This is a genomic window from Variovorax sp. LjRoot290 (assembly GCF_964253985.1).
Classification (GTDB): domain Bacteria; phylum Pseudomonadota; class Gammaproteobacteria; order Burkholderiales; family Burkholderiaceae_C; genus Variovorax.
On sequence record NZ_CAXURW020000002.1, the window covers coordinates 459,063 to 478,905 of the forward strand.

The 19,843-nt window shown below is 63.8% G+C and carries 17 protein-coding genes; 8 read left to right on the top strand and 9 right to left on the bottom strand.

Annotated features, from left to right (window positions below; all coding sequences use genetic code 11):
• Window positions 1-4: 4 nt before the first annotated feature.
• Window positions 5-355: a Rieske (2Fe-2S) protein gene (locus tag ACSQ9A_RS31090; protein WP_436306733.1), complete on the bottom strand. Its 351-nt coding sequence runs from the start codon at window positions 353-355 to the stop codon at window positions 5-7.
• A gap of 18 nt (window positions 356-373) precedes the next feature.
• Window positions 374-1,312, bottom strand: a complete 939-nt coding sequence (locus ACSQ9A_RS31095; RefSeq protein WP_436306734.1) for a VOC family protein — start codon at window positions 1,310-1,312, stop codon at window positions 374-376.
• A gap of 284 nt (window positions 1,313-1,596) precedes the next feature.
• Here ACSQ9A_RS31095 and ACSQ9A_RS31100 point away from each other — a divergent pair, with 284 nt between their 5' ends.
• The 4 genes from ACSQ9A_RS31100 (at window position 1,597) to ACSQ9A_RS31115 (ending at window position 6,171) form a co-directional block, all read left to right on the top strand.
• Window positions 1,597-2,577, top strand: coding sequence for a Bug family tripartite tricarboxylate transporter substrate binding protein (locus tag ACSQ9A_RS31100; protein ID WP_436306735.1), 981 nt, complete (start codon window positions 1,597-1,599; stop codon window positions 2,575-2,577).
• Between the two features lie 17 nt (window positions 2,578-2,594).
• Complete coding sequence (locus ACSQ9A_RS31105) at window positions 2,595-3,683, top strand: aromatic ring-hydroxylating dioxygenase subunit alpha (protein WP_436306736.1); 1,089 nt, start codon at window positions 2,595-2,597, stop codon at window positions 3,681-3,683.
• A 211-nt stretch (window positions 3,684-3,894) separates the two neighbouring features.
• Complete coding sequence (locus tag ACSQ9A_RS31110; protein ID WP_436306737.1) at window positions 3,895-4,746, top strand: ABC transporter substrate-binding protein; 852 nt, start codon at window positions 3,895-3,897, stop codon at window positions 4,744-4,746.
• A gap of 99 nt (window positions 4,747-4,845) precedes the next feature.
• The gene (locus ACSQ9A_RS31115; RefSeq protein WP_436306738.1) at window positions 4,846-6,171 is read left to right on the top strand and encodes an IS1182 family transposase; all 1,326 of its coding nucleotides are present in this window, start codon (window positions 4,846-4,848) and stop codon (window positions 6,169-6,171) included.
• A 168-nt stretch (window positions 6,172-6,339) separates the two neighbouring features.
• Here ACSQ9A_RS31115 and ACSQ9A_RS31120 read toward each other — a convergent pair whose 3' ends face one another.
• The 3 genes from ACSQ9A_RS31120 to ACSQ9A_RS31130 form a co-directional block, all read right to left on the bottom strand.
• Window positions 6,340-6,987, bottom strand: coding sequence for a TetR/AcrR family transcriptional regulator (locus tag ACSQ9A_RS31120; RefSeq protein ID WP_436297318.1), 648 nt, complete (start codon window positions 6,985-6,987; stop codon window positions 6,340-6,342).
• 911 nt (window positions 6,988-7,898) lie between these two features.
• Window positions 7,899-9,269, bottom strand: a complete 1,371-nt coding sequence (locus ACSQ9A_RS31125) for a DUF1329 domain-containing protein (protein WP_436306739.1) — start codon at window positions 9,267-9,269, stop codon at window positions 7,899-7,901.
• Window positions 9,270-9,292: 23 nt separating this feature from the next.
• On the bottom strand, window positions 9,293-10,975 hold the full coding sequence (locus ACSQ9A_RS31130) for a DUF1302 domain-containing protein (RefSeq protein ID WP_436291418.1): 1,683 nt from the start codon (window positions 10,973-10,975) through the stop codon (window positions 9,293-9,295).
• A 588-nt stretch (window positions 10,976-11,563) separates the two neighbouring features.
• On the opposite strand from ACSQ9A_RS31130, the gene ACSQ9A_RS31135 reads away from it, so the two are divergent.
• The 3 genes from ACSQ9A_RS31135 (at window position 11,564) to ACSQ9A_RS31145 (ending at window position 15,578) form a co-directional block, all read left to right on the top strand.
• Window positions 11,564-12,610 (top strand): WD40/YVTN/BNR-like repeat-containing protein, encoded by a 1,047-nt coding sequence (locus ACSQ9A_RS31135; protein WP_436306740.1) that lies wholly within the window; start codon window positions 11,564-11,566, stop codon window positions 12,608-12,610.
• A 7-nt stretch (window positions 12,611-12,617) separates the two neighbouring features.
• Window positions 12,618-15,050: an efflux RND transporter permease subunit gene (locus tag ACSQ9A_RS31140; protein WP_436306741.1), complete on the top strand. Its 2,433-nt coding sequence runs from the start codon at window positions 12,618-12,620 to the stop codon at window positions 15,048-15,050.
• A 198-nt stretch (window positions 15,051-15,248) separates the two neighbouring features.
• Complete coding sequence (locus ACSQ9A_RS31145; protein ID WP_436306742.1) at window positions 15,249-15,578, top strand: hypothetical protein; 330 nt, start codon at window positions 15,249-15,251, stop codon at window positions 15,576-15,578.
• A 146-nt stretch (window positions 15,579-15,724) separates the two neighbouring features.
• Here ACSQ9A_RS31145 and ACSQ9A_RS31150 read toward each other — a convergent pair whose 3' ends face one another.
• From ACSQ9A_RS31150 to ACSQ9A_RS31165, 4 genes are all read right to left on the bottom strand, one after another.
• Entirely contained in the window at window positions 15,725-15,859 is a 135-nt protein-coding gene (locus ACSQ9A_RS31150) for a TetR/AcrR family transcriptional regulator (protein WP_436306743.1), read from the bottom strand.
• Between the two features lie 228 nt (window positions 15,860-16,087).
• Entirely contained in the window at window positions 16,088-16,609 is a 522-nt protein-coding gene (locus ACSQ9A_RS31155; protein ID WP_436306744.1) for a cupin domain-containing protein, read from the bottom strand.
• A 114-nt stretch (window positions 16,610-16,723) separates the two neighbouring features.
• Complete coding sequence (locus tag ACSQ9A_RS31160; protein WP_436306745.1) at window positions 16,724-17,710, bottom strand: fumarylacetoacetate hydrolase family protein; 987 nt, start codon at window positions 17,708-17,710, stop codon at window positions 16,724-16,726.
• Between the two features lie 10 nt (window positions 17,711-17,720).
• Window positions 17,721-18,719 carry a fumarylacetoacetate hydrolase family protein gene (locus tag ACSQ9A_RS31165; RefSeq protein WP_436306746.1) on the bottom strand — a complete coding sequence of 333 codons (999 nt, stop codon included), beginning with the start codon at window positions 18,717-18,719 and terminating at the stop codon, window positions 17,721-17,723.
• Window positions 18,720-18,953: 234 nt separating this feature from the next.
• Between ACSQ9A_RS31165 and ACSQ9A_RS31170 the strand changes: the two genes are divergently transcribed.
• On the top strand, window positions 18,954-19,838 hold the full coding sequence (locus ACSQ9A_RS31170; RefSeq protein WP_436297309.1) for a 3-keto-5-aminohexanoate cleavage protein: 885 nt from the start codon (window positions 18,954-18,956) through the stop codon (window positions 19,836-19,838).
• The last annotated feature ends 5 nt before the right edge of the window (window positions 19,839-19,843 follow it).

Consider the following 19,843-nt stretch of genomic DNA (forward strand, 5'->3'; position numbering starts at 1 on the left):
GTTGTCACTCATTAATGGCGGGTTCACTGATAAATAGCGCACCTGCCGCATCGCGCTCCACCATGACAGGCGTGAGCGATTGCCCGACACACGGGCCGTTCGTGCAGAACCCGGTGTCGATGTCGAACACCGCGCCGTGCCCGTAGCAGACGATCGATTGCCCGTCGGCGCTCAGATACGCGTCCTTTCGCCAGGCCAGCGGCGCCCCGTTGACATGCGGGCAGGCATCCAGCCATCCCCTCACGTCGCCGCCGCGCCGGACCACGAACATCGTGTCCCGGGACGCGCCTCTCGGGTCGAATCCGCGCGCTGCCCCGTCGGGAAGCTCGTCGACCCTGCACAGGTACGTTCGCATGGCGGCTCTTCATCTCGCCTAGCCGGCCGGCGGCGCGCCACCGGGCGCCCACTTCTCACGGTGCTGGAACAGGAAGATCTGCGATTCATCCACCTGCATCGGTGCTTCGCGGGCGACCCATGCGTCGTCGTGCAGGTCCATGTCCGCGTCGTACTCCACATGACAGCCGACGGGGCTATTGAAGTACCAGAACCAGTTGGATCCGAACTTGTGCCGCCCAGGACCCCAGAAGGTCTGATAACCCTTCGCGGCAAAGCGATAGCCGCATTGCAGCACTGCGGTGGGGCCGGAGAGGTGGAAGGTGAAGTGCTCCACGCCCTTCATGAAGGCCGGCGTCTGGATCAGGAACAGCGTGTGGTGATCCAGCGTTCCAGCGGGGCGCAGGAAGCTGCCGGCGTTCGTGAAACGGTCGGTGCAGCGGAAGCCGAGCCGCTCCGTATAGAACTTCGAGGCCTCGGCCAAGTCGGGCACAAAGTACACGACGTGCGAGAGGGTCAGCGGCCGGAACTCCGCATTGGCGCTCGCCCCGATGGTGTTGGGTCCGCGGCCTGGCTGGCTACCGGGCGAGTTGACGGCTTCGCCCGGGATGTCGATCTTGCGCCGCACCGAAAGCTGGAAGCCGAGAACAAAGCCCATGTCGTCGCAGGCTTCGATCGATCCATCGGGCAAGCGCTTGACCTCGCGGTCGCGACCGAGCTCGGTCGCGATGGCGTCCAACGTCTCTCGGTCTGCGACGCCGTAGATCGTTTTGCGCAGCATCGTCCCGGTTTCCATTGGCTCGGGCAGTGAGGGGTCGTCGCGGCGTGCGATGACGACGGACGTACCGTCGACAGCCTCGAAGCGTCCGCCAGATTCGCTCACGCCTATCGGGGTCAGGCCGTAGTCGCTGAAGTATTGGACGCAAGCGGCGACATCATCGACGCCAAAGACCAAGGAATCAGGTCCAAGGATGTTCATCCGATTTTTCCTCTTTTTGCAGTGAAAGGGCCGCGCGGCCCGCATTGGGTTCAAACTCAATGCTATACGCTACGTCTCGTTATGCTTTCAGTAAAAACCCTCAATGAACAGTTGCGGCCGGCGTAACGCAGCCGACAGCATGAGCGCCGGAAATCCGAGTTGGTCAACGAAGGGCGTCTACGGGGTTTCTCCGGGTATATTTCAATACGGGTCGTCTTGTATTATGTGCCTGTCAACCTCTGGACGCCGCCTCCGAGCCGGCGTCCGATCTACGGAGTCAATTCATGATGATCTCGAGACGGCAGGCACTGGGCGCCGCGGCCGGAATGCTGATGACCGGTGTTGGTGGCAAATCACTGGCGCAGGACTACCCCAACAAGCCCGTGCGCATCATCGTCGCCAACCCGCCTGGATCCGGCCTCGACGCCGATTCGCGCTTCTGGGCCGCAGGGCTCACAGCTGCCCTGGGGCAGCCGGTGTTCGTCGAGAACCGCCCGGGTGGAGCGACGACGATCGGCACCTCGCTGGCAGCCAAGGCGCCTGCGGATGGCTACACGTTGCTCATGGGGATTCCGAGCTCCCTGTGTTACATGTCCGAGCTGTACACGAAGCTGCCGTACAAGCCCTCGGACTTCGACGCCGTCAGCCAGCTCACGACCTTGCGCAGCGTGATCGTTGCCCACCCGAGCCTGCCTGCGTCCACGGCGTCCGAACTCATCGCGTTGGCCAAGGAAAAACCCGGCAGCATCAACGCAGGAACCGTCGGTGTAGGCAGCTTCCAGCATCTCCTGGGCGAGTGGTTCGGTGCGATCACAGGGACAACCTACAGGTTCGTCCCGTACAACACCACCAGTCCGTACACGGCGCTGCTTTCGGGCGAGACGCAGTTGATGTTCGATGCGCTCGCAGCCTCCATGAGCAATGTGCGCGCCGGCAAGCTGAAGGCGCTGGCCGTGACAGGCAAGAGCCGCCACGCGCTTCTCCCCAATGTGCCGACCTTCGAGGAGCTGGGCCTCAGGGACTATGACGCCTCGACATGGTTCGGACTTCTTGCCCCGGCAGGAACGCCCCAGCCCGTGATGGACAAGCTGGCTGCCGCATGCGCCGCGGTGGCGCGCAAACCGGAGGTCGCGCAGCGGTACCACGAGTATGGTGGCGAGCCGGTCGGGAGCACGCCGGCGGAGTTCTCGGCCCACATTCGCGCCGAACGCGACAAATGGATCCCGGTCGTTAAGCGCTCAGGCATCAAGCTCGAACTGGGCTGAAGCAAGCGGAGACAAGCATGTTCATCAAGAACGCCTGGTACGTCGCCGCATGGGACAAGGAAGTCACGGCCGACGGCCTCTTCTCTCGCACGATCATCGGCGTGCCGATCCTCATGTACCGCACGGCCGACGGCAAGCTGGTCGCCATGCAGGATCGCTGCTGCCACCGTGGTGCGCCGCTTTCGGTCGGCAAGCGCGAGGGCGACTGCGTACGGTGCATGTACCACGGGCTCAAGTACGACGCGAGCGGCCAATGCATCGAGGCTCCGGCGCAGCCCCGCATTCCGCTCAAGGCGAAGGTTCGCACCTTCCCCGTCTTGCAGCAGCATCGCTGGATCTGGATCTGGATGGGAGACCCCGAGAGAGCAGACCCAACCGTGATCCCGGAGACGCCATGGCTGGACCATCCGGATTGGCGCAGCCTGGACGGCTACATCCACTATGACGTCAACTACCTCCTGATCTGCGACAACCTGCTGGACTTCTCACACCTGCCGTTCGTGCACCCGACCACACTCGGGGGCGGCGCTGATTATGCCGAGCACCCTCCGAAGGTCGAGCGTCTGGACAAGGGCGTGCGCATCACGCGCTGGGTCCTGAACACGGAGCCGCCTCCATTCGTGAAGGCGGTGAAGGACTGGACCGGCAAGGTGGACCGCTGGAACATCTACACCTTCACTATTCCCTCCGTCCTCATCATGGACTCGGGCAATGCGCCTGCCGGCACGGGCGCGCCGGAGGGCCAACGTGTCGATGCCGTGGAATTCAGGGGATGCCAGGCGATCACGCCGGAGACGGAGAACTCCACGCACTACTTCTTCGCGCATCCGCACAACTTCTCCATCGACAAGCCGGAGGTGACGAAGTCCATCCACCAGAACATCGTCATGGCCTTCGAAGAGGATCGGGCGATCATCACGGCCCAGCAGAAGAACCTCGAGTTGGATGCCGAATTCAAGATGGTCCCGTTTGCAATGGATGCTGCGCTATCGCAGTTCCGCTGGGTGGTGGCCCGGTGCCTGGAGCAGGAGGCAGCCGAGGCTGCCGCCGCGGCCGGCGCGGCCGGCGCTGCCCAGCCCGTTACCCTGCACCGCCAGCCGGTCTGAGCATGCTGACTTGGTCGTCCCCAGCCCCACGCATGAGGTGGACAGCTTGGTCGGATCGAGCTGCGCGTTGCCGACGGCAGCCGCCTTCTCGCGTTCACAAGGGTCGCCGGCGCGGACATAGTTCTCCCCGGTGGCTTGTGCACGCATTACCCTCTCACCAGTGGTCCCGCGCAGACGGGCTGCTACTGCCACTGATGCCTCAAACTTGAAAATGCACACACTGCGAGTTCTCTGGTTCGTTCCTTCCCCATTGGCCGTGGTGGCCGACGCGTTGAAGCTGACAGCAGATGTGACCCTGCACGCGGAGCGCAACCCGTCTTCCGACGCCCAGTTCGAGGCACTCGCCACCGGCCGAGTGGATGCCGTGGTCACGGCAATGGACAACGTGATGGACTGGAACCTGCGCCCGGGACCACACGATCTCCGCGTCGTCGCACAGCTGGAGCGCACCACCCCGTTGACCCTCGTCGGACAGAAGGTCCGAGGGAAGCTCCAGGATCTGTGCGGCGCCACCCTCCTCGTCGACGCACCCCGCAACGGCTTCATCGTGGCGCTGCGCGCAATGCTGGCCGAGGAGGGGGTCAGTCCCGATGCATATGCGCTGGAACCGGTTGGCGGCGTGACGGAACGCTACGACGCGATCATGGCCGGGCGCGGCGATGCCACTCTCCTCGGCCCTCCGTTCGACGCGATGGCACTTCAGGCAGGCCTCAGCCGCATCGCGAGCGTGCAGGAGCGTTACCCCACTTTCCCTGGACAAGGCCTCGTGGTGAGCGCGGGTGCGCTGGAGCGGCTGCGCCCCACCCTTTCCGCATGGCTGCGCGGCCTGGAGAGCGCGCGCAAGCGCATGGGCAGCGACCCCGACGCGGCACGCCAAGCCTTGGCCTTTGCAGGCTTCCCCGCTACGGCCGTGGAAGCCATGGTCCGCTCCGCGCCGGTCTCGCTGCGCCCGGATCGCGCCGGGGTCGAGCTGCTCATCGAGCAGCGCCGCCTTGTCGGCCTGCCAGGCGCCGATACGGTCTACGAGGAACTGGTGAATCCCTCGGTTCTGCCCGAGGACTGAAGCCGCCTCGCCCCGGAGCTGGCCAGAAGCCTAGGAGCGTGGGCGGCAGAAGCCGAGACTTGAAGGAAGAGCTGGCATGAAGCTTGATTGTTGAAGGCCATGGCCATCAGCTACCGCCCCTACGAACCGCAGCAAGAGATGCTGCTGCCCGCGTCGCTGCAGGACTGGCTGCCCCGGGGGCATCTGGCCTACTTCATCAGCGACACGGTCGATGCGCTGGACTTGAGTGCCTTCTACGCCCGCTACGCAGGTGGCGGCGCGCGCAATCAGCCGTTCCACCCGGCCATGATGGTCAAGCTGCTGGTTTACGGCTACGCCACAGGCGTATTCAGCTCGCGCAAGATCGAACGCCGCCTGCACGAGGACCTGGCGTTTCGGATGCTGGGTGCAGGCAACTTCCCCAGGCACCGTACGATCCGCGACTTCCGCGCCCTGCACTTGAAGGAGCTGTCGCAGCTGTTCGTGCAGGTGGTCAAGCTGGCGCGCGAGATGGGTCTGGTCAAGCTCGGCACGGTGGCCATCGACGGCACCAAGATCAAGGCCAACGCCAGCCGCCACAAGGCGATGAGCTACGAGCGCATGCAGCAGGCCGAGGCCGAACTGAAGGCGCAGATCGATGCGCTACTGGAGCGCGCTCGGAGCACCGATGCGAGCGAGACCGACGAGGCCGAGTTGGACATCCCGGGCGAGATCGAGCGGCGCGAAGTGCGCCTGAAGGCCATCGCCGAGGCACGCCAGCGCCTGGAGCAGCGCCAGCGCGACGCCGACATCGAGCGCGGCCGCAGTGACGACGACGACCGACGTCCGCGTGACGAAGACGGCAACGCCAAGGGTGGCCGCTACAAGCGTGAGTTCGGCGTGCCCGAGGCGAAGGCCCAAGACAACTTCACCGACCCCGACAGCCGCATCATGAAGCGCACCGGTGGCGGCTTCGACGCCAGCTACAACGCGCAGACGGCGGTGGACAGCACCGCGCACATCATCGTGGCCGCGCAGCTGAGCAACAACGCAGCCGACACGCAGCAGTTGGTGCCCATGCTGCAAGCGGTGAAGACCAACACCGGCGAGTTCCCCCGGCAAGGTCTGGCCGATGCGGGCTACCGCAGCGAGGACAACTTCGAGCAGCTCGCGGGCCTGCCCATCGAGCTGGTGGTGGCATTGGGCCGCGAAGGCAAGCAGCAAGTGCAGATCAATGCGCACACCCATCCGCACACGTCGGCGATGGCCCTCAAGCTGCAAACCGATGAAGGCAAGACGGCCTATCGACGCCGCAAGTGGATTGCCGAGCCACCCAACGGCTGGATCAAGAGTGTGCTCGGGTTCCGTCAGTTCAGCCTTCGAGGACTGCACCGCGTGCAAGCCGAGTTCAAGCTCGTGTGCCTGGCGCTGAACCTACGGCGCATGGGTGCCATGCAGGCGGCATGAGGGCCACAAAATGAGTCAATCCGATCCCATTGCAGAGCCTCAGGGGCGCGTCGAGGTGCCCCTGAGGCTCGACATCAGAGCGCCGTTCGGCGCCACCGCGCAATTCGCCGCACCGCGGCGCAAACCGTTCAACCTCGTGGGCTCGGCAGATTACTGCCGCCCACGCTCCTAGGCGGCCTTGCGCCGCCTGGCCGGCGCCGCAGCGGGCTCCTGCTGCGAAGGAGCCAGCACCTGCATGATCGCGGCGCAGTGCGCATCCGCGAACTTCTTGTCCAGCGGCAGGTGCCCCATGAGCAGTCGGAAGTAGATCGGGGCATACATGACATCCATCTGCAGTTCCGTGTCGATGTCACTGCGGAACTCGCCGCGCAGGCGCGCTTGTTCCACCACTTCGCGAACGACGGCGCGCCGCCCGTACCAGAAGCGCTCGCGGAATTCGCGCAGCACGTCCGGGTCGCCCTGCCCCTCCGCCATGATCTGCGAAACGATCCGACCCGACCAGCCGCTGTACTCTTCCACCAGCAGATGGATATGGCGTATGAGTGCCTCGCGAGGGCTTATGCCCTTCGGCATGGGCGTGTGGCTCACGTGGGCATGCAGGAACGCCTCGATGACCACCGCAGCCTTCGAGTTCCACCACCGGTAGATGGTGGCTTTGCCTACTCCCGCCTCGCGCGCGATCGACTCGATCGAGATCTGCTGCAGGGGTGTCGTCTCCAGCAGCTTCAGCGCCGCATCGAGGATGGCCACGCGCGATGCGTCGCTGCGCACCCGCCCCGGCGAGCGCGGGCGCAGCGCGCCTGGGCCCGTGCCCACAGCAAGTCTTGCCGTGGTCGATGCAGAAGAACGGGCGCGAGCCTTGGCTGCGGCCCCCTTGGAAGAACTTTTGGTAGGCAAGGAAATCCCGATGCTAGTAAGACGGCTCCATTATCCGGGCCCCCATGCGCACAGCTGCACCGCGCAGAGGAGGCAGCCGGCCGGGCATTGCAGCGACGATGCGGCGTACCGTTCGCGGACGCGCCGGGCTCTTTCGCGTTCTGCTTGCATAGTTGCCTCAGTATCCACGCCAGGCACCTTCCTGGTTGGAATGTATCGAGTCGTCCCGTATTCTATTACGCGAGATCAGCCTCGCCGCTACCGCACACGCGTATTGCGCTACTTGCCCGAACCTTCGATGTCCCAGTCGACAATGGCACCCGTATTCGGCGTTGCCGTCGCAAGGGTGCATCGAGCTGACGGAAGAACGCCGAACCGATGGCGACGTCTGATGCCCCTAGGAAGTCCTTCCAGCAGAGACACCACACGCAGTTCCAGTCAACGAACACCTCGTTCATATCCGACACACCGAAGCAGATGGGGCCGAAGCCGGTCGTGTGCGGCGACGGCCGAGTGCATCGCCGCGCTGGAAAGTGGACCGTGTCGTGCTTCAGCCGGGAAAGTGACCTGGCAGGCGGCTCATACCTGGATGTCGCCGACGCAGAAGTCGAACTTGTTGCGAGAAAAGACCCTCAACTTCTCGAAGTTCTTGACTCGCCACACGATGTGGCCGATCAAAGGACTCGCACTACGCCGGCGATGTCTCCGGCGTTTCAGCACGATACGAACCCTCTTCCAAGCGGAAGCGGGTTTGCGCGTCCGTGCATCCGACAATGTCGAGACCGAAGTCCCGGTGGAAATGGGGTGGACGACTCCAGATCGTCCATACCGTAGATGGAACTGCAAGGTACTCAGCGCACGCTGTCGCCAGCCAGTGCGTCGGGCGAGAAATGCTTCTCGGGCAAAGGCTTCGGCAGGAGTCGATATTGCTCCTTGGAAGAATTCATCAGCTCGGCAACGAAATAGGTCCCCGAGAGCAGGTCATAGGTGCCCCATGCGGTGCCGACGACCGCGGGAATATCGGGCATCGCAACCGGAATGGAAAAAGGCATGCGCCAAAGTTGTCCATTGGCGTCCCAGCGGTCCGCAACAACCGGCCACCAGCTGTCCTCATCGACGTAGTAGCGACTCTTCGTGGAAGTGTGGCGCTGCCCAGGCTTCAGCTCGGCTTCTACCACCCAGACGCGGTGCAGTTCCCAGCGGACATGCTCAGGATGAAGATGGTGCGGACCCAACACATCCGTGTCCTTGGTGGGCACGAGCAGCCGGTTCGAGTTGTATGGGATGTACATCTCCTTCTTGCCCACCAGCTTCCAGTCGAATCGCTCCAGGCGGGTGGCAAAAGTCTCGATCTCGTCGAACGTCACGATACCCGCGGACGTGGGATGCGGCGTGTCGCAACAGGAATTGGGCAGCTTGCGGACACGCCGCTGTCCCGTCAGGTAGACCCAGGTCGCGGTCTTGCTCTCATCGACGAACAGGTGCCCCAGGATCGCTTCGCCAGCCCGCAGAGCTGGAGCCGAAGTGGCAACTCGCACCATCCAGTAGGCGCCATCGAAGTTCTCCGCCGAACCCTCGCGGTAATAGTAGGGGGCGATGTTGTCGACGTTCACCGTATGCACCAGAACCGGACGGCCATCGGCGGTCACCTGGTAGCCGCTGCTTTGCTGGTTCCATGCGGCGCCGCGCCAGCGCACCTGGGTGTTCAGCATGACTTCGGCTCCGTTCTTCGGGATGGGGAACGGAATGCCGCCAAACGCGCCCTTGGTGACGGGACCGGCGGACGTGTCCTGCGCTGTGGCCCGTGTCGCATTCTGGAAGGTGTTGTCATACACCCACTGCGGTGCCGCAGCAGTGCGGTGCGTGGGATACACATCGACCCGGAAACTGTCCGGGTACTTCCGAAGCATGGCCTTGGTGCCCTCGGTCAGCTTGTCCGCAAACTGATCCATGTTCTTCGCGGAAATCTGCAGCGTTGGCTTCTCTGACGCAAACGGGTCCGGCCTGCGGTCGCCATTGCGAAATCCCTGCGTCGCCGCCGTCAGGCCGCCATTCCAAGCCGGGATGGTGCCGTCACGGTTGCCGGCCCGCTCGGCGCCCAAGGGCGTCAGTTCGCCCTTGAGCTTGGCCGCCTCGGCGGCGCTCACGCCGGCGTGGGCGGCCCCGGCGGTGAAGAGTGCGGCAAGGATAGCGGCGCTGCACTTGATCGTGGTGGATGTCATGGAAATGTCCTCACTGGCGAATGTCACAGGGTGCGGCTTACCGACAGCGCGACGAAATCGCGGTCGCGCAGAAACTGGCGGTAGGAGAAATTGTTATTAGTGTCCAACAGCGTCCCCTTGGAGCCGAAGAACCGCGTGTAGGCAAGACTGAACTTCCACACGCCAAGGTAAGTGCCGTTCAGACCCACGGTGAGGTCTCCGCCGTTCTCCGGAGGCATGGCGATGCCCAGCGCACGCGAACGCGAGCCCTTGGGGCTGTAACCAATGCCGATGGGAACACCGAGATCCAGCCCGGACACGACCTGGCGATACAGCGGTTCAAACTGCATGCGCAGCGCGACAGCATCGCGAGTGGAGTTGGCGTCCACCGCGCCGGGGTTCTTGCTGATCGACAGGACACGGTTCCAGGCGATCTCGCCCAGGAAGGTCGCTTCATTGAAGAGCGGTGTGCGCGGAACGGTCCACAGCGCGTTCAAGTTGAGGTGCGCCGTCTTGCCGACTGCATAGGCGGGGTTGCCACTGTTGTTGCTGGGCAGTCCACCGAAAAAGGATGCATCCACGGCACGGCTGCTGCTGGCGAGATCCTGGTTATGGCGAATCGAACCTTCGGCAGCGACGTTGACGTCGCCGAACGTGCGCGAAGCGCTGGCGCCGAATGCCGTGATGTTCTGGGGGTACACCAGCCGGTAGCTGACCGGCCCGGGAATGACACCACCAAAGGCCGCAGGCGCCAATCCAACGGAGATGATCTGCTGATGGGTCTTTTCATGAAAGCGGATCAGGTACAGGCCATAGTCGGTCTCGTCCGAGCGCAGCCGCAGTTGAACGCCGCCCTGGCCGCTGTCGCGGGCGCGCTGGTCATCAAGGCGCGGCGCGTTGGCTGCGAAAGGGCTGCCCGGGCCTGCGAGGAGGAGCCGCTCGGCACCTTCAGGATTGGCATCGACCCCCGAAAAGTAGCTGCCTACCGCCGGCAGGCGATTGGGTCGCCACTTGAACTGGTAGTACGCGCCGATCGAGAACGTGGGAGTGATCTGAAACTGAGCCGAGACCTGGGGAACCGGGCGAATCGCCTCCTTGAACTGCGTATTCGGCACGGACACGAGCTTGGTTACGTCGACCGGGTTCATGCCGCCCGCAATGGCGTTGTTTCCGAAGAATAGGCTTTCACCCCAGACCAAACTGTGCTGCCCGAGCCTCACAGTGCCCCGCGTGGACCCCATGTCGAAGCCGCCGAACACAAATGCGTCCAGCGCCTCGAGCTTGCGCCCATGCAACCGGCGTGTCGCATCCGTGAACGCATTGAAAGGAACCGAGACCTGATTGGGAAAGGCTCCGCCGGCGAAACCAGGGTTGTCGTTGGTTTGGTTGTAGACGTTGTCGTACCAGCCGGCGGCGCTGAAGCGCAGGCCGTGACGCTTGGCGTAGACGGCGTCGAGCTCAGTAAGAAGATCCAGGCGGTTGGAGATCAGGCCCTTGTTGAAGTTGCGGTCTCCGTCATCGTTGTTCGGTCGGCGCAGCAAGGCTGAATCCTGCCCTCGCAGCCGCGCGGCCGCGCTGTACTTGATCGTGTTGTCCCAGCGCACACTGAGATCGGGGTTGCCCGTGTCGAACTCGATGGCGAACGCATTGGCTCCGGCCACACATGCCGTTGCCCCCAGCGCAAGCCGCCGCAGTCTGGCGGACCCCGGTAGACGGTTTCTTTTCACCTTGTTCTCCTCGTTGATGTAATCGTTGGTGGTAGTGCGCCGGGTCTCGCTCGTCGGCACTAAGGCAGCACGGCCCGATGCTCCGCAGCTGCGAGGTGCTGAAGAGGATGGGCTGACGCGCCTGGATGCGTCGAGCGCTGCACTCGAGAGCATTCCCGGTTCCCTATCGGGCGGTCGTCACGTGGGATGACCCAGGCGTTGGTAGGTCTGCAGCAGCAACGCCGCCGAACGCTGCGGGTTTGGAACAGAAGCAGGCTTCACTGTGACTCCGACAAGATCGAACCGAATGCGAAACTGTACGTCTCGATTTACTACAAGTTATTCGGTGTTTACCCCGATCTCCCAGTCACGCAAGACGCCGGTTTTCCCCATTGACGTCACAGCCACCCGCACCTAGCATTCGACGACGATACGGTCCGTATCAGTTCGCTTGGCGCGTGGGGCGTCGATGGTCGCCCTTCGAAAGCCGCTCAGCAAAACAATGGAGAAGTTGAAATTGAGCCCCCGACTAGGCACCGCGCTGCAAATGGCGTGCGAGCAAGGCGATCCCCTGCCGGAAAAACGCTCGCGCATGAACGAGGTTGCGACATGAAGCGACGTACGCTTCTTTTGTCGCTGGCAACATGCGGAAGTGCCTGGTCGGCCCCTGTGAGTCCGGCCCTGGATCGACGAGCGGTGACGGTGCGGGCCCCCTCTCGCGCGGTGTTGCTGGGGGCAGCGCTCGCGGGCGAGCGCTTTGTGGCAGTGGGCGAGAGGGGCCTTGCCGTGGTTTCGGACGACGGCTGCCGCACGTGGCGCCAGGCGCAGGTGCCGGTCAGCGTGTCGCTGACTGCCGTCGCTTTCGCCGATGAACGACATGGCTACGCAACGGGCCATGGTGGCACCGTCCTCCGCACAACTGACGGTGGTCTGACCTGGGCGCGCCAGCTGGACGGACGTGCGATCGCCGCGATGATGCAGGAAGCCGCCATGCGCGGAGGAGACGCGGCCCAGCGCAAGGCGGCGGACCGAATGGTGGCCGACGGCCCCGACAAGCCATTGCTGGATCTCGTCGTGTCCAGCCCGTCGGAGGTGTTCGTCGTGGGCGCTTTCGGCATGGCACTGGCCACCGCTGACGGCGGCAACACATGGGCGGTGCGCTCAGGCCTGTTGGACAATCCGAAAGACTTGCATCTCTACGCTGTACGACGCCGCGCCCAGGTCATCGCGATCGCCGGTGAGCAGGGCCTCTTCCTGCGCTCCGACGACGGAGGTCATAGCTTCCGCAAGCTAACCCTGCCCTACCAAGGCAGCTTCTTCACCCTCGAACTGCCCTCCGAAAGGGACATCATCACGGCAGGCATGCGCGGGAATGTTTGGCGCTCCGCCGACGCGGGCAGCAGCTGGCAGCAGCTTTCATCGCCTTCCCCGGCCGCCATCATTGCCTCCACCTTGCGCCAGGACGGCAGCTTCGTCCTAGCGAGTCAGGCGGGCCAGTTGCTCTCCAGCACGGGCGCATCTCTCGAGGTGCTGAAGACTCCCTCACTGCCGCCGCTCACGGGCGTGCTGCCCCTTCCCGGCAAAGCACTTCTCGCGCTGAGCGTCGAGGGAGTGCATCTTCTGCCTCCCGTGGTCGCCCTCAAAAACACCAACTGATCCCTCCATGCATCCTTCGGCAGACAGCGCACCCGATTCGGGGTCGCAATTGAACCCGGCTTCCGGCTCATTTCTCGAGCGCGCGATCTTCAATCACCGCGGCATCATCGTGCTCCTGTGCGCGCTCGTCACCCTCGTGCTCGGCTGGCAGGCCACGCGGCTGCAACTCAATGCGAGTTTCGAAAAGACGATCCCGGTCCATCATCCGTACGTCCAGAACTATCTCAAGCACCAGGCGGACCTGAGCGGCCTCGGCAATGCCGTGCGGATCGCGGTGGCGAACCCCAAGGGCACGATCTACGAGGCCACGTACCTCGACGCGCTGCGCCGCTTAAGCGACGAAGTGTTCCTCGTCCCCGGCGTGGCACGCAACCAGATGAAGTCGCTGTGGACGCCCACAACACGATGGATTGGTGTCACGGAGGAAGGGCTGGAAGGCGGACCGGTGATTCCCGACGGCTACGACGGCTCGGCGAAAAGCTTCGCGCAGCTGCAGGCCAATATCGCACGGTCCGGCGAGATCGGCCAGTTGGTGGCCTTGGACGCTCGCTCCAGCGTCATCTACGTTCCCTTGCTGGCGAAAGACCCCGAGGGGCGTCCTACCGACTACGCCCGACTAGCCAACAGGCTCGAGGAGCTGCGCGAGAAGTACGAGGCGCAGGGTGTCACCATCCATGTGACCGGCTTCGCCAAGATTGTCGGCGATCTGATCGAGGGCGTGCGCTCCGTGCTGCTGTTCTTCGGCTTCGCCGTTGTGATCGCGGCAGGCATGGTGTTCTGGTTTACGCGATGCGTCCGTTCGACCGCGCTCGTGCTGGTCGCATCCCTGACTGCCGTAGTGTGGGAGATTGGACTCCTGCCAACGCTCGGGTTCGCGCTCGACCCATACTCGATCCTCGTGCCCTTCCTCGTCTTCGCGATCGGCATGAGCCATGGCGCGCAGAAGATGAACGGCATCATGCAGGATGTCGGCCGGGGCATGGACAAGCTCGTCGCCGCACGGCTCACTTTCCGACGCCTCTTCCTCGCGGGGTTGACGGCGCTGCTGGCCGACGTCGTCGGCTTCGCCGTGCTGCTGGTGATTGACATTCAGGCCATCCGCGAACTGGCCATCGCAGCCAGCCTGGGGGTCGGCGCCCTGATCTTCACGAACCTGATCTTGCTGCCGGTGCTTCTGAGCTACACCGGCGTCAGCGCAAAGGCGGCACAACGCAGCCTGAAGTCGCAGCAAGTCGGTACGGCCAAACACCCCGTCTGGACCGCACTCGACCTGTTTACGCAGAAGCGGTACGCCACTCTGGCGCTGATTGCGGCCATGATCATGGCCGCGGCAGGGTTTCTTGCAAGTACGCAGCTGAAGATCGGCGATCTCGACCCGGGCGCCCCGGAGCTGCGCCCGGACAGCCGCTACAACCGGGATGTCGCCTTCATGAATGCTGCCTATGGCGCATCGAGCGACGTCCTCGCCGTCATGGTAAGGACGCCGGACGGCCAGTGTTCCGCGTATGAGACCCTTAACAAGATCGACGCGCTGGAATGGGAGTTGCGCCAGCTGGAAAGCGTCGAAAGCACTAACACGCTCTCACTGCTGAATAGGCGCGTACTCACCGGTTTGAATGAGGGGAATCCGAAGTGGTTCGAATTCCTTCCGAACCAGGACATGCTGAACACGGTGACGGCGGGCGCCCCGCGGGGACTCTACAACGACGCGTGCAACCTGCTGACGATATACGTGTTCCTCAAGGACCACCGTGCCGACACGCTGACGCGCGTGCGGGAGCACGTGGAAGCTTTCGCCCGGGAGAACGACACGCCCGACGTGCGCTTCCTGCTGGCCGCAGGCAATGCCGGCATCGAGGCCACTACCAACATCGTGGTCAAGGATGCGTGGCGACAGATGCTCTTGCTCGTCTACGGCGCTGTCATCATCCTGTGCTTCGTCACTTTCCGCTCCTGGCGAGCGGTGGTGGTTGCTGTTCTGCCCCTGGCGCTCACCTCCATCCTGGCAGAAGCCTTGATGGTGGCGCTGGGCATGGGCATCAAGGTGGCCACCCTGCCCGTCATCGCCCTGGGCGTCGGCATCGGCGTCGACTACGCGCTGTACATCCTCTCCGTGACGCTCGCGCAGCTGCGCGAAGGCAAGTCGTTGTCAGAGGCTTACTACAAGGCTCTGCTCTTCACCGGCAAAGTCGTGATGCTCACCGGGTTGACCCTCGCACTGGGAGTCGTGACGTGGATGGCGAGTCCGATCAAGTTCCAAGCCGATATGGGCGTGCTCCTCGCGTTCATGTTTCTTTGGAACATGCTCGGCGCCTTGGTGCTTCTGCCGGCTCTCGCGTGCTTCCTCCTGCCTGCGGCCGTTGCTCGCAATGGCACTGACGCCGCGCGAAAGCATTACGCAGGGCCGACCGCCGTGACGCGCGACCTGCTGAAGGTATGACGCGATGTCGTTTCCGTCCCCTCCTTCGTTTAAGGCCGCTTAGCGCTGCTGCCGCAGCCGCGGCAGCAACTCACGGGTTCAGGCAGGGCCGACTCCCGAATCGCGCCATCGGCGCCCGGTTCGTGAGGCCCTCTACGCCGGACGGCTACACACTGCTCATGGCGCCCATGACGTCCAACGCCATGTCAGAGAAGACGTTTGGCGCCGAAGCTGCTGGATACGAGGTCGCAAAGGATGTTTAAGCCGGCGGCCGCCGTCGGCAAACTCCCGCTGGTCATGCTCGTTTCAAAGCAAAGCGGCATTGGCGCCTATGCGGACCTGGACGCGCGGGCCAAACAACATGATCCACCGAGCACATCGTCGCCGAATGGTTCGGGCAGCAGGCGGGGATTGATCTTCTACGTGTTCCCTACAAGGGGTCCGCGCCCGCGATTGACCGATCTGTGCTCCGGCGAGATCCAGATCATGGTGACCACGTCGCCGACTGCCCTGATCGACCCCGGCACAGGCTGCATCGCTGCGATCTGAGTGTCCAGCCCGCAGCGGTTGGCCATCCCGCCTGACGTGCCGACCCTTGCAGAGGAAGGTCTGCCGCAGTTCGTTGCGGCATCGGTGTATGCCGTGTTGGCCGAAGGGAACGCCTGACGATGCGATCGCGGCCTTGAACTCAGCGCTCAATGAAGCTTCGAGTTCCACCACCGGTAGATGGTGGCTTTGCCTACTCCCGCCTCGCGCGCGATCGACTCGATCGAGATCTGCTGCAGGGGTGTCGTCTCCAGCAGCTTCAGCGCCGCATCGAGGATGGCCACGCGCGCGATGCGTCGCTGCGCACCCGCCCGGGCGAGCGCGGGCGCAGCGCGCCTGGGCCCGTGCCCACAGCAAGTCTTGCCGTGGTCGATGCAGAAGAACGGGCGCGAGCCTTGGCTGCGGCCCCCTTGGAAGAACTGTCGGTAGGCAAGGAAATCCCGATGCTAGCAAGACGGATCCAGTATCCGAGCCCCCATGCGCACACCTGTTCCACCCGCGCCGGGGCGAGCTCAGGTCTTGGCGCCAGGCTCCAGGTCCAGCAGCACAAAGGCCATGCGGCAAGGCTTGCCGGAGCGGTTCGACCAGCTGTGGTTGGTCGCCCGCTGGATCAGGATGTCGCCGGGGCGCATGAGCGTCTCGCCCTCATCCATCAGCGCATAGATCTCGCCCTCCAGCACGATCGCGTAGTCCAGGGACTGTGTCTTGTGGAACCAGAAATGCCGGGCTTCGCCCTTGTCGCGCACCCCGTGCTCGTCCAGGAACCGCGCCAGGTGCGACACGTCGTAGTTCTCGTCGGGCGGAAAGTCGACCACGCGCAGCAGCGAGCCATCCTTCGAGTGGAAGCCGAACGCATGACCTGCAGGAGCGGGATCGGCACCGGACGCAGCTGCCTCGCCCGTCGCCCAGAGCACCTGGGCCAACGGTGTGGCCGGATCGGTGGTGTGGTTCGGGGCCGGTCCGTCCGACACGAACACGGACTTGCCGTGCTCGTTCTCGCCAGTGACGATGCGGCGCACCGATCGCGGACGCACCAGGGTCTTTCCACGTTGTTCTTGGATAGTTGCTTCAGTATTCACGCCGGGGACCTTCCTGGTTGGTATATTTCGAGTCGTTCCGTATTCCATTGTGCGCGATCAGCCTCGCCGCTACTGCACACACGCATTGCGCTGCTTGCCCAGGCCCTCGATTTCCGAGTCGATGACATCGCCTTCCCGAAGGAAGCGGTTGTAGTGCGTGCCATTCCCCGCGGGCGATCCGGTCGCAATGAGATCGCCAGGCCAGAGCTGCACATGCGCCGTGATGTATTCGATCTGCCGTGCCACGTCGAACAGCATATCGGCCGTGGATTCGTCTTGCATCGTCTGGCCGTTCAGCTTCAAGGTGATCTGCAGCTTTTGCGGATCCGGCACAAAGCACGCGGGCACCAGGGTGGGACCGAAAGGCATGAAGCTCGGCGGAGACTTCGATCTCAGCCAGTCGGTGCCCAGCATCTTGTAGTCCGTGCGAGCGATAAGATCCCGCGCCGACACATCGTTCACGATCGAGTACCCGGCGACGTAGTCAAGCGCCTCTTCGCGGCGCACCTTACGGGCCGGCCGACCCATGATGACGGCGAGTTCCAGTTCCCAATCCGGCTTCTGCGTGGTGGCAGGGAGCACGAGGGGATCGAAGGCGCCCGTGATGGCCGAAGGCAGCTTCGGGAAGACGTAGGGCTCTCCCTGTGCCGCCCGCTCGTCCATCATGTCTTCGGCCCACTTCCGCAGGGCCGCGCCCTTCAGGCCCTCCGGCCCGACACCCATGTCGAGTGTGAGGTCGACGACGTGTTTGCGATAGTTGGCCCCCGTGCAAAGCACCTGTCGCGGCAGGTCCACGGGGGCATGGACCTGCAGGCTGGACATGGGCACGCTCGATTCGTGCCGGGCAGAAAGTTGCTCCGCCATGGCGCGCAGCACAGCCAGGTTTCGGTCCCAGTCCTGCAGGAGGTCGAAGACGGATGCGCCTTCCGACCACCGCGCGCCGAAGCGCGCCGCCTGTGCATGCAGCGAACGCAGAGGAAGCACATGTTCGCCGAAGCACAAGGCAGCGAATCGTTCGCCGCCGTCCTGCGAGAAGGTTCCCAGAGAGAATTTCACGTCTGTCTTCCTACATGAAAGGCTTGCGCGGGGTCGGCCACCATGTGCCCTCCTCACGCTGGCCCATGCGGTTGCGCAGCACGCCGACGCCCGCCACCTCCAGCTCCACGACATCGCCAGGGTTGAGGCTGCGCCCCAGCTCCAAGGCCGATCCATTGCCCATGGTGCCTGAGCCGATCACGTCGCCCGGCTGCACGTGGTCGCCCAAAGACACGTAGGCGATCAGCTCCTCGACGCTCCAGAGCATCTCCGAGGTGTCGCCCTCGCCCCAGGTCTCGCCGTTCACCCGCACGGCCATGCGGATCTGATCCAGCCGCGGGAACTCGTCGATCGTCGTGATCCACGGCCCGATGCCATAGGCGAAGTCCTTGCTCTTCGTCGGCCCCATGCCGATCGCAAATTCATTGGCCTGCAGGTCACGGGCCGAGAAATCATTGAAGATCGTTACACCGAAGAGATGGGAGCGGGCGGTGTCGGGAGTGATGTTGTGGGCGACTCGCCCGATCACCCAGCCGATCTCCAACTCATAGTCCATCTTCTCGGCGCGCGCCGGCCACGGCACCTCGGCGTCGTGACCGATCACCGTCCAAGGCGAACCCTTGAAGTAACCCGGGACCTGCAGCAACGCAGGCGCGGGCGTCAACTTCATTCGCTCGTGGAATTGCCGGATGTGCTTCACGAAAGTGAGACCGTCGCGCACGACGGACGGATCGCAAGCCGGTGCCCAATGCAGCCCTTCGAAGGGCAGCGACGCATCGTCTCCGTGGCGGGTTGCCGCCTCGTTCGCAGTCTCGAGGAACTCCTCTCCGAGCGCGATGGCCGCCGACATGCTTTCGGGGAAAACGACCGAGGCGTATCGCAGCGCAGCCTCGCGGCTCGCCCCGCGCGACTGTTGTCGCACAACCTCTGCCGCACGCAGATCGATGACGCGGGATTGCTCGGGCAGCACCATGCAGATGCGCTGAACCGGACCGTCAAGACCCTGAACCACAAACCTTCCGAGCTTCATTGATACTCCAATACAAAGATAGTTGCGATACTGTACGTCTCGGTTCTATTTCAATCAAATAAGTGTTTACCCCTAATCCTTAGAGGCAGAAGAAGCGTCGCTTTCGATTGACGCAGCCCCCGGCAGTCACCTAGTATACGCGGCGAGACGAGTCGTATTGTAATTAATGGGGGCTTTGCTGCATTGCGCGATACCGCTCCAACTGGTCCTTGTCACCTTATTCCAACCCCTACCATGAGCAAGCGCCTTCCCGTCATCATTTCCTGCGCCCTGACCGGAGCGGGGGACACCCGAGCGAAGAATCCCGCCGTCCCTGCCTCGCCTCGTGAGATCGCGGACCAGGCCATCGCCGCCGCACGTGCCGGCGCATCCATCGTCCACATCCATGTGCGAGATCCCGAGACCGGCAAGTCCTCGACGAAGTTCGCATACTATGAGGAGGTCGTGCAGCACATCCGCGCCTCCCGCTGCGACGTCCTGATCAATCTCACGACCGGTCCGGGCGCCATGCTGACGGTGCCTACCGATGCGCCGTTCCGGGTCGTCTCCATCCCGGATGCCGAGCTCATGACGCCGCACGAACGGGTTGCGCATGTGGTGAAGCTGAAGCCCGACATCTGCAGCCTTGACGTCGCGACCATGAACTTCGGCGAAGCCGCCTTCGTGAATCCGGCGAACCACCTGCGCGAGATGGCCGCGGAGATTGCCGCCTGCGGCGTCACAATGGAGCTCGAGGTCTTTGACTTCGGTCATGTACGACTGGCGAGTCACCTCATCGCCACCGGTGCCATCCCGAAGAGCGCCTATTTCCAGCTGTGCATGTCGGTGCCCTGGGGCGCGCCAGCCACGCCTGCAGTGGTGGACGAGATGCAGCGCCTGTTGCCAACAGGCGCGCGCTGGAGCGCGTTCGGCATTGGCCCCGACCAGTTCCCGATGGTCGCCATCGCGGCGGTGCTCGGCGGGCACGTGCGGGTGGGTCTCGAGGACAACCTGTATCTCTCGCCAGGCCAGCTCGCGCGCGACAACGCTGAGCTCGTCACCAAGGCGGCCAGGATCATCGAAGACCTCGGCTACGAGGTCGCCACCCCCGAACACGCCCGGGCCACGCTGCTGGCCTGAGTCTC

What these genes read in the sequence shown, in the direction of transcription:
- ACSQ9A_RS31090 (WP_436306733.1), bottom strand. Translation starts at nt 355, where the DNA reads ATGCGAACGTACCTGTGCAGGGTCGACGAGCTTCCCGACGGGGCAGCG.
- ACSQ9A_RS31095 (WP_436306734.1), bottom strand. Translation starts at nt 1,312, where the DNA reads ATGAACATCCTTGGACCTGATTCCTTGGTCTTTGGCGTCGATGATGTC.
- ACSQ9A_RS31100 (WP_436306735.1), top strand. Translation starts at nt 1,597, where the DNA reads ATGATGATCTCGAGACGGCAGGCACTGGGCGCCGCGGCCGGAATGCTG.
- ACSQ9A_RS31105 (WP_436306736.1), top strand. Translation starts at nt 2,595, where the DNA reads ATGTTCATCAAGAACGCCTGGTACGTCGCCGCATGGGACAAGGAAGTC.
- ACSQ9A_RS31110 (WP_436306737.1), top strand. Translation starts at nt 3,895, where the DNA reads ATGCACACACTGCGAGTTCTCTGGTTCGTTCCTTCCCCATTGGCCGTG.
- ACSQ9A_RS31115 (WP_436306738.1), top strand. Translation starts at nt 4,846, where the DNA reads ATGGCCATCAGCTACCGCCCCTACGAACCGCAGCAAGAGATGCTGCTG.
- ACSQ9A_RS31125 (WP_436306739.1), bottom strand. Translation starts at nt 9,269, where the DNA reads ATGACATCCACCACGATCAAGTGCAGCGCCGCTATCCTTGCCGCACTC.
- ACSQ9A_RS31135 (WP_436306740.1), top strand. Translation starts at nt 11,564, where the DNA reads ATGAAGCGACGTACGCTTCTTTTGTCGCTGGCAACATGCGGAAGTGCC.
- ACSQ9A_RS31140 (WP_436306741.1), top strand. Translation starts at nt 12,618, where the DNA reads ATGCATCCTTCGGCAGACAGCGCACCCGATTCGGGGTCGCAATTGAAC.
- ACSQ9A_RS31165 (WP_436306746.1), bottom strand. Translation starts at nt 18,719, where the DNA reads ATGAAGCTCGGAAGGTTTGTGGTTCAGGGTCTTGACGGTCCGGTTCAG.
- ACSQ9A_RS31170 (WP_436297309.1), top strand. Translation starts at nt 18,954, where the DNA reads ATGAGCAAGCGCCTTCCCGTCATCATTTCCTGCGCCCTGACCGGAGCG.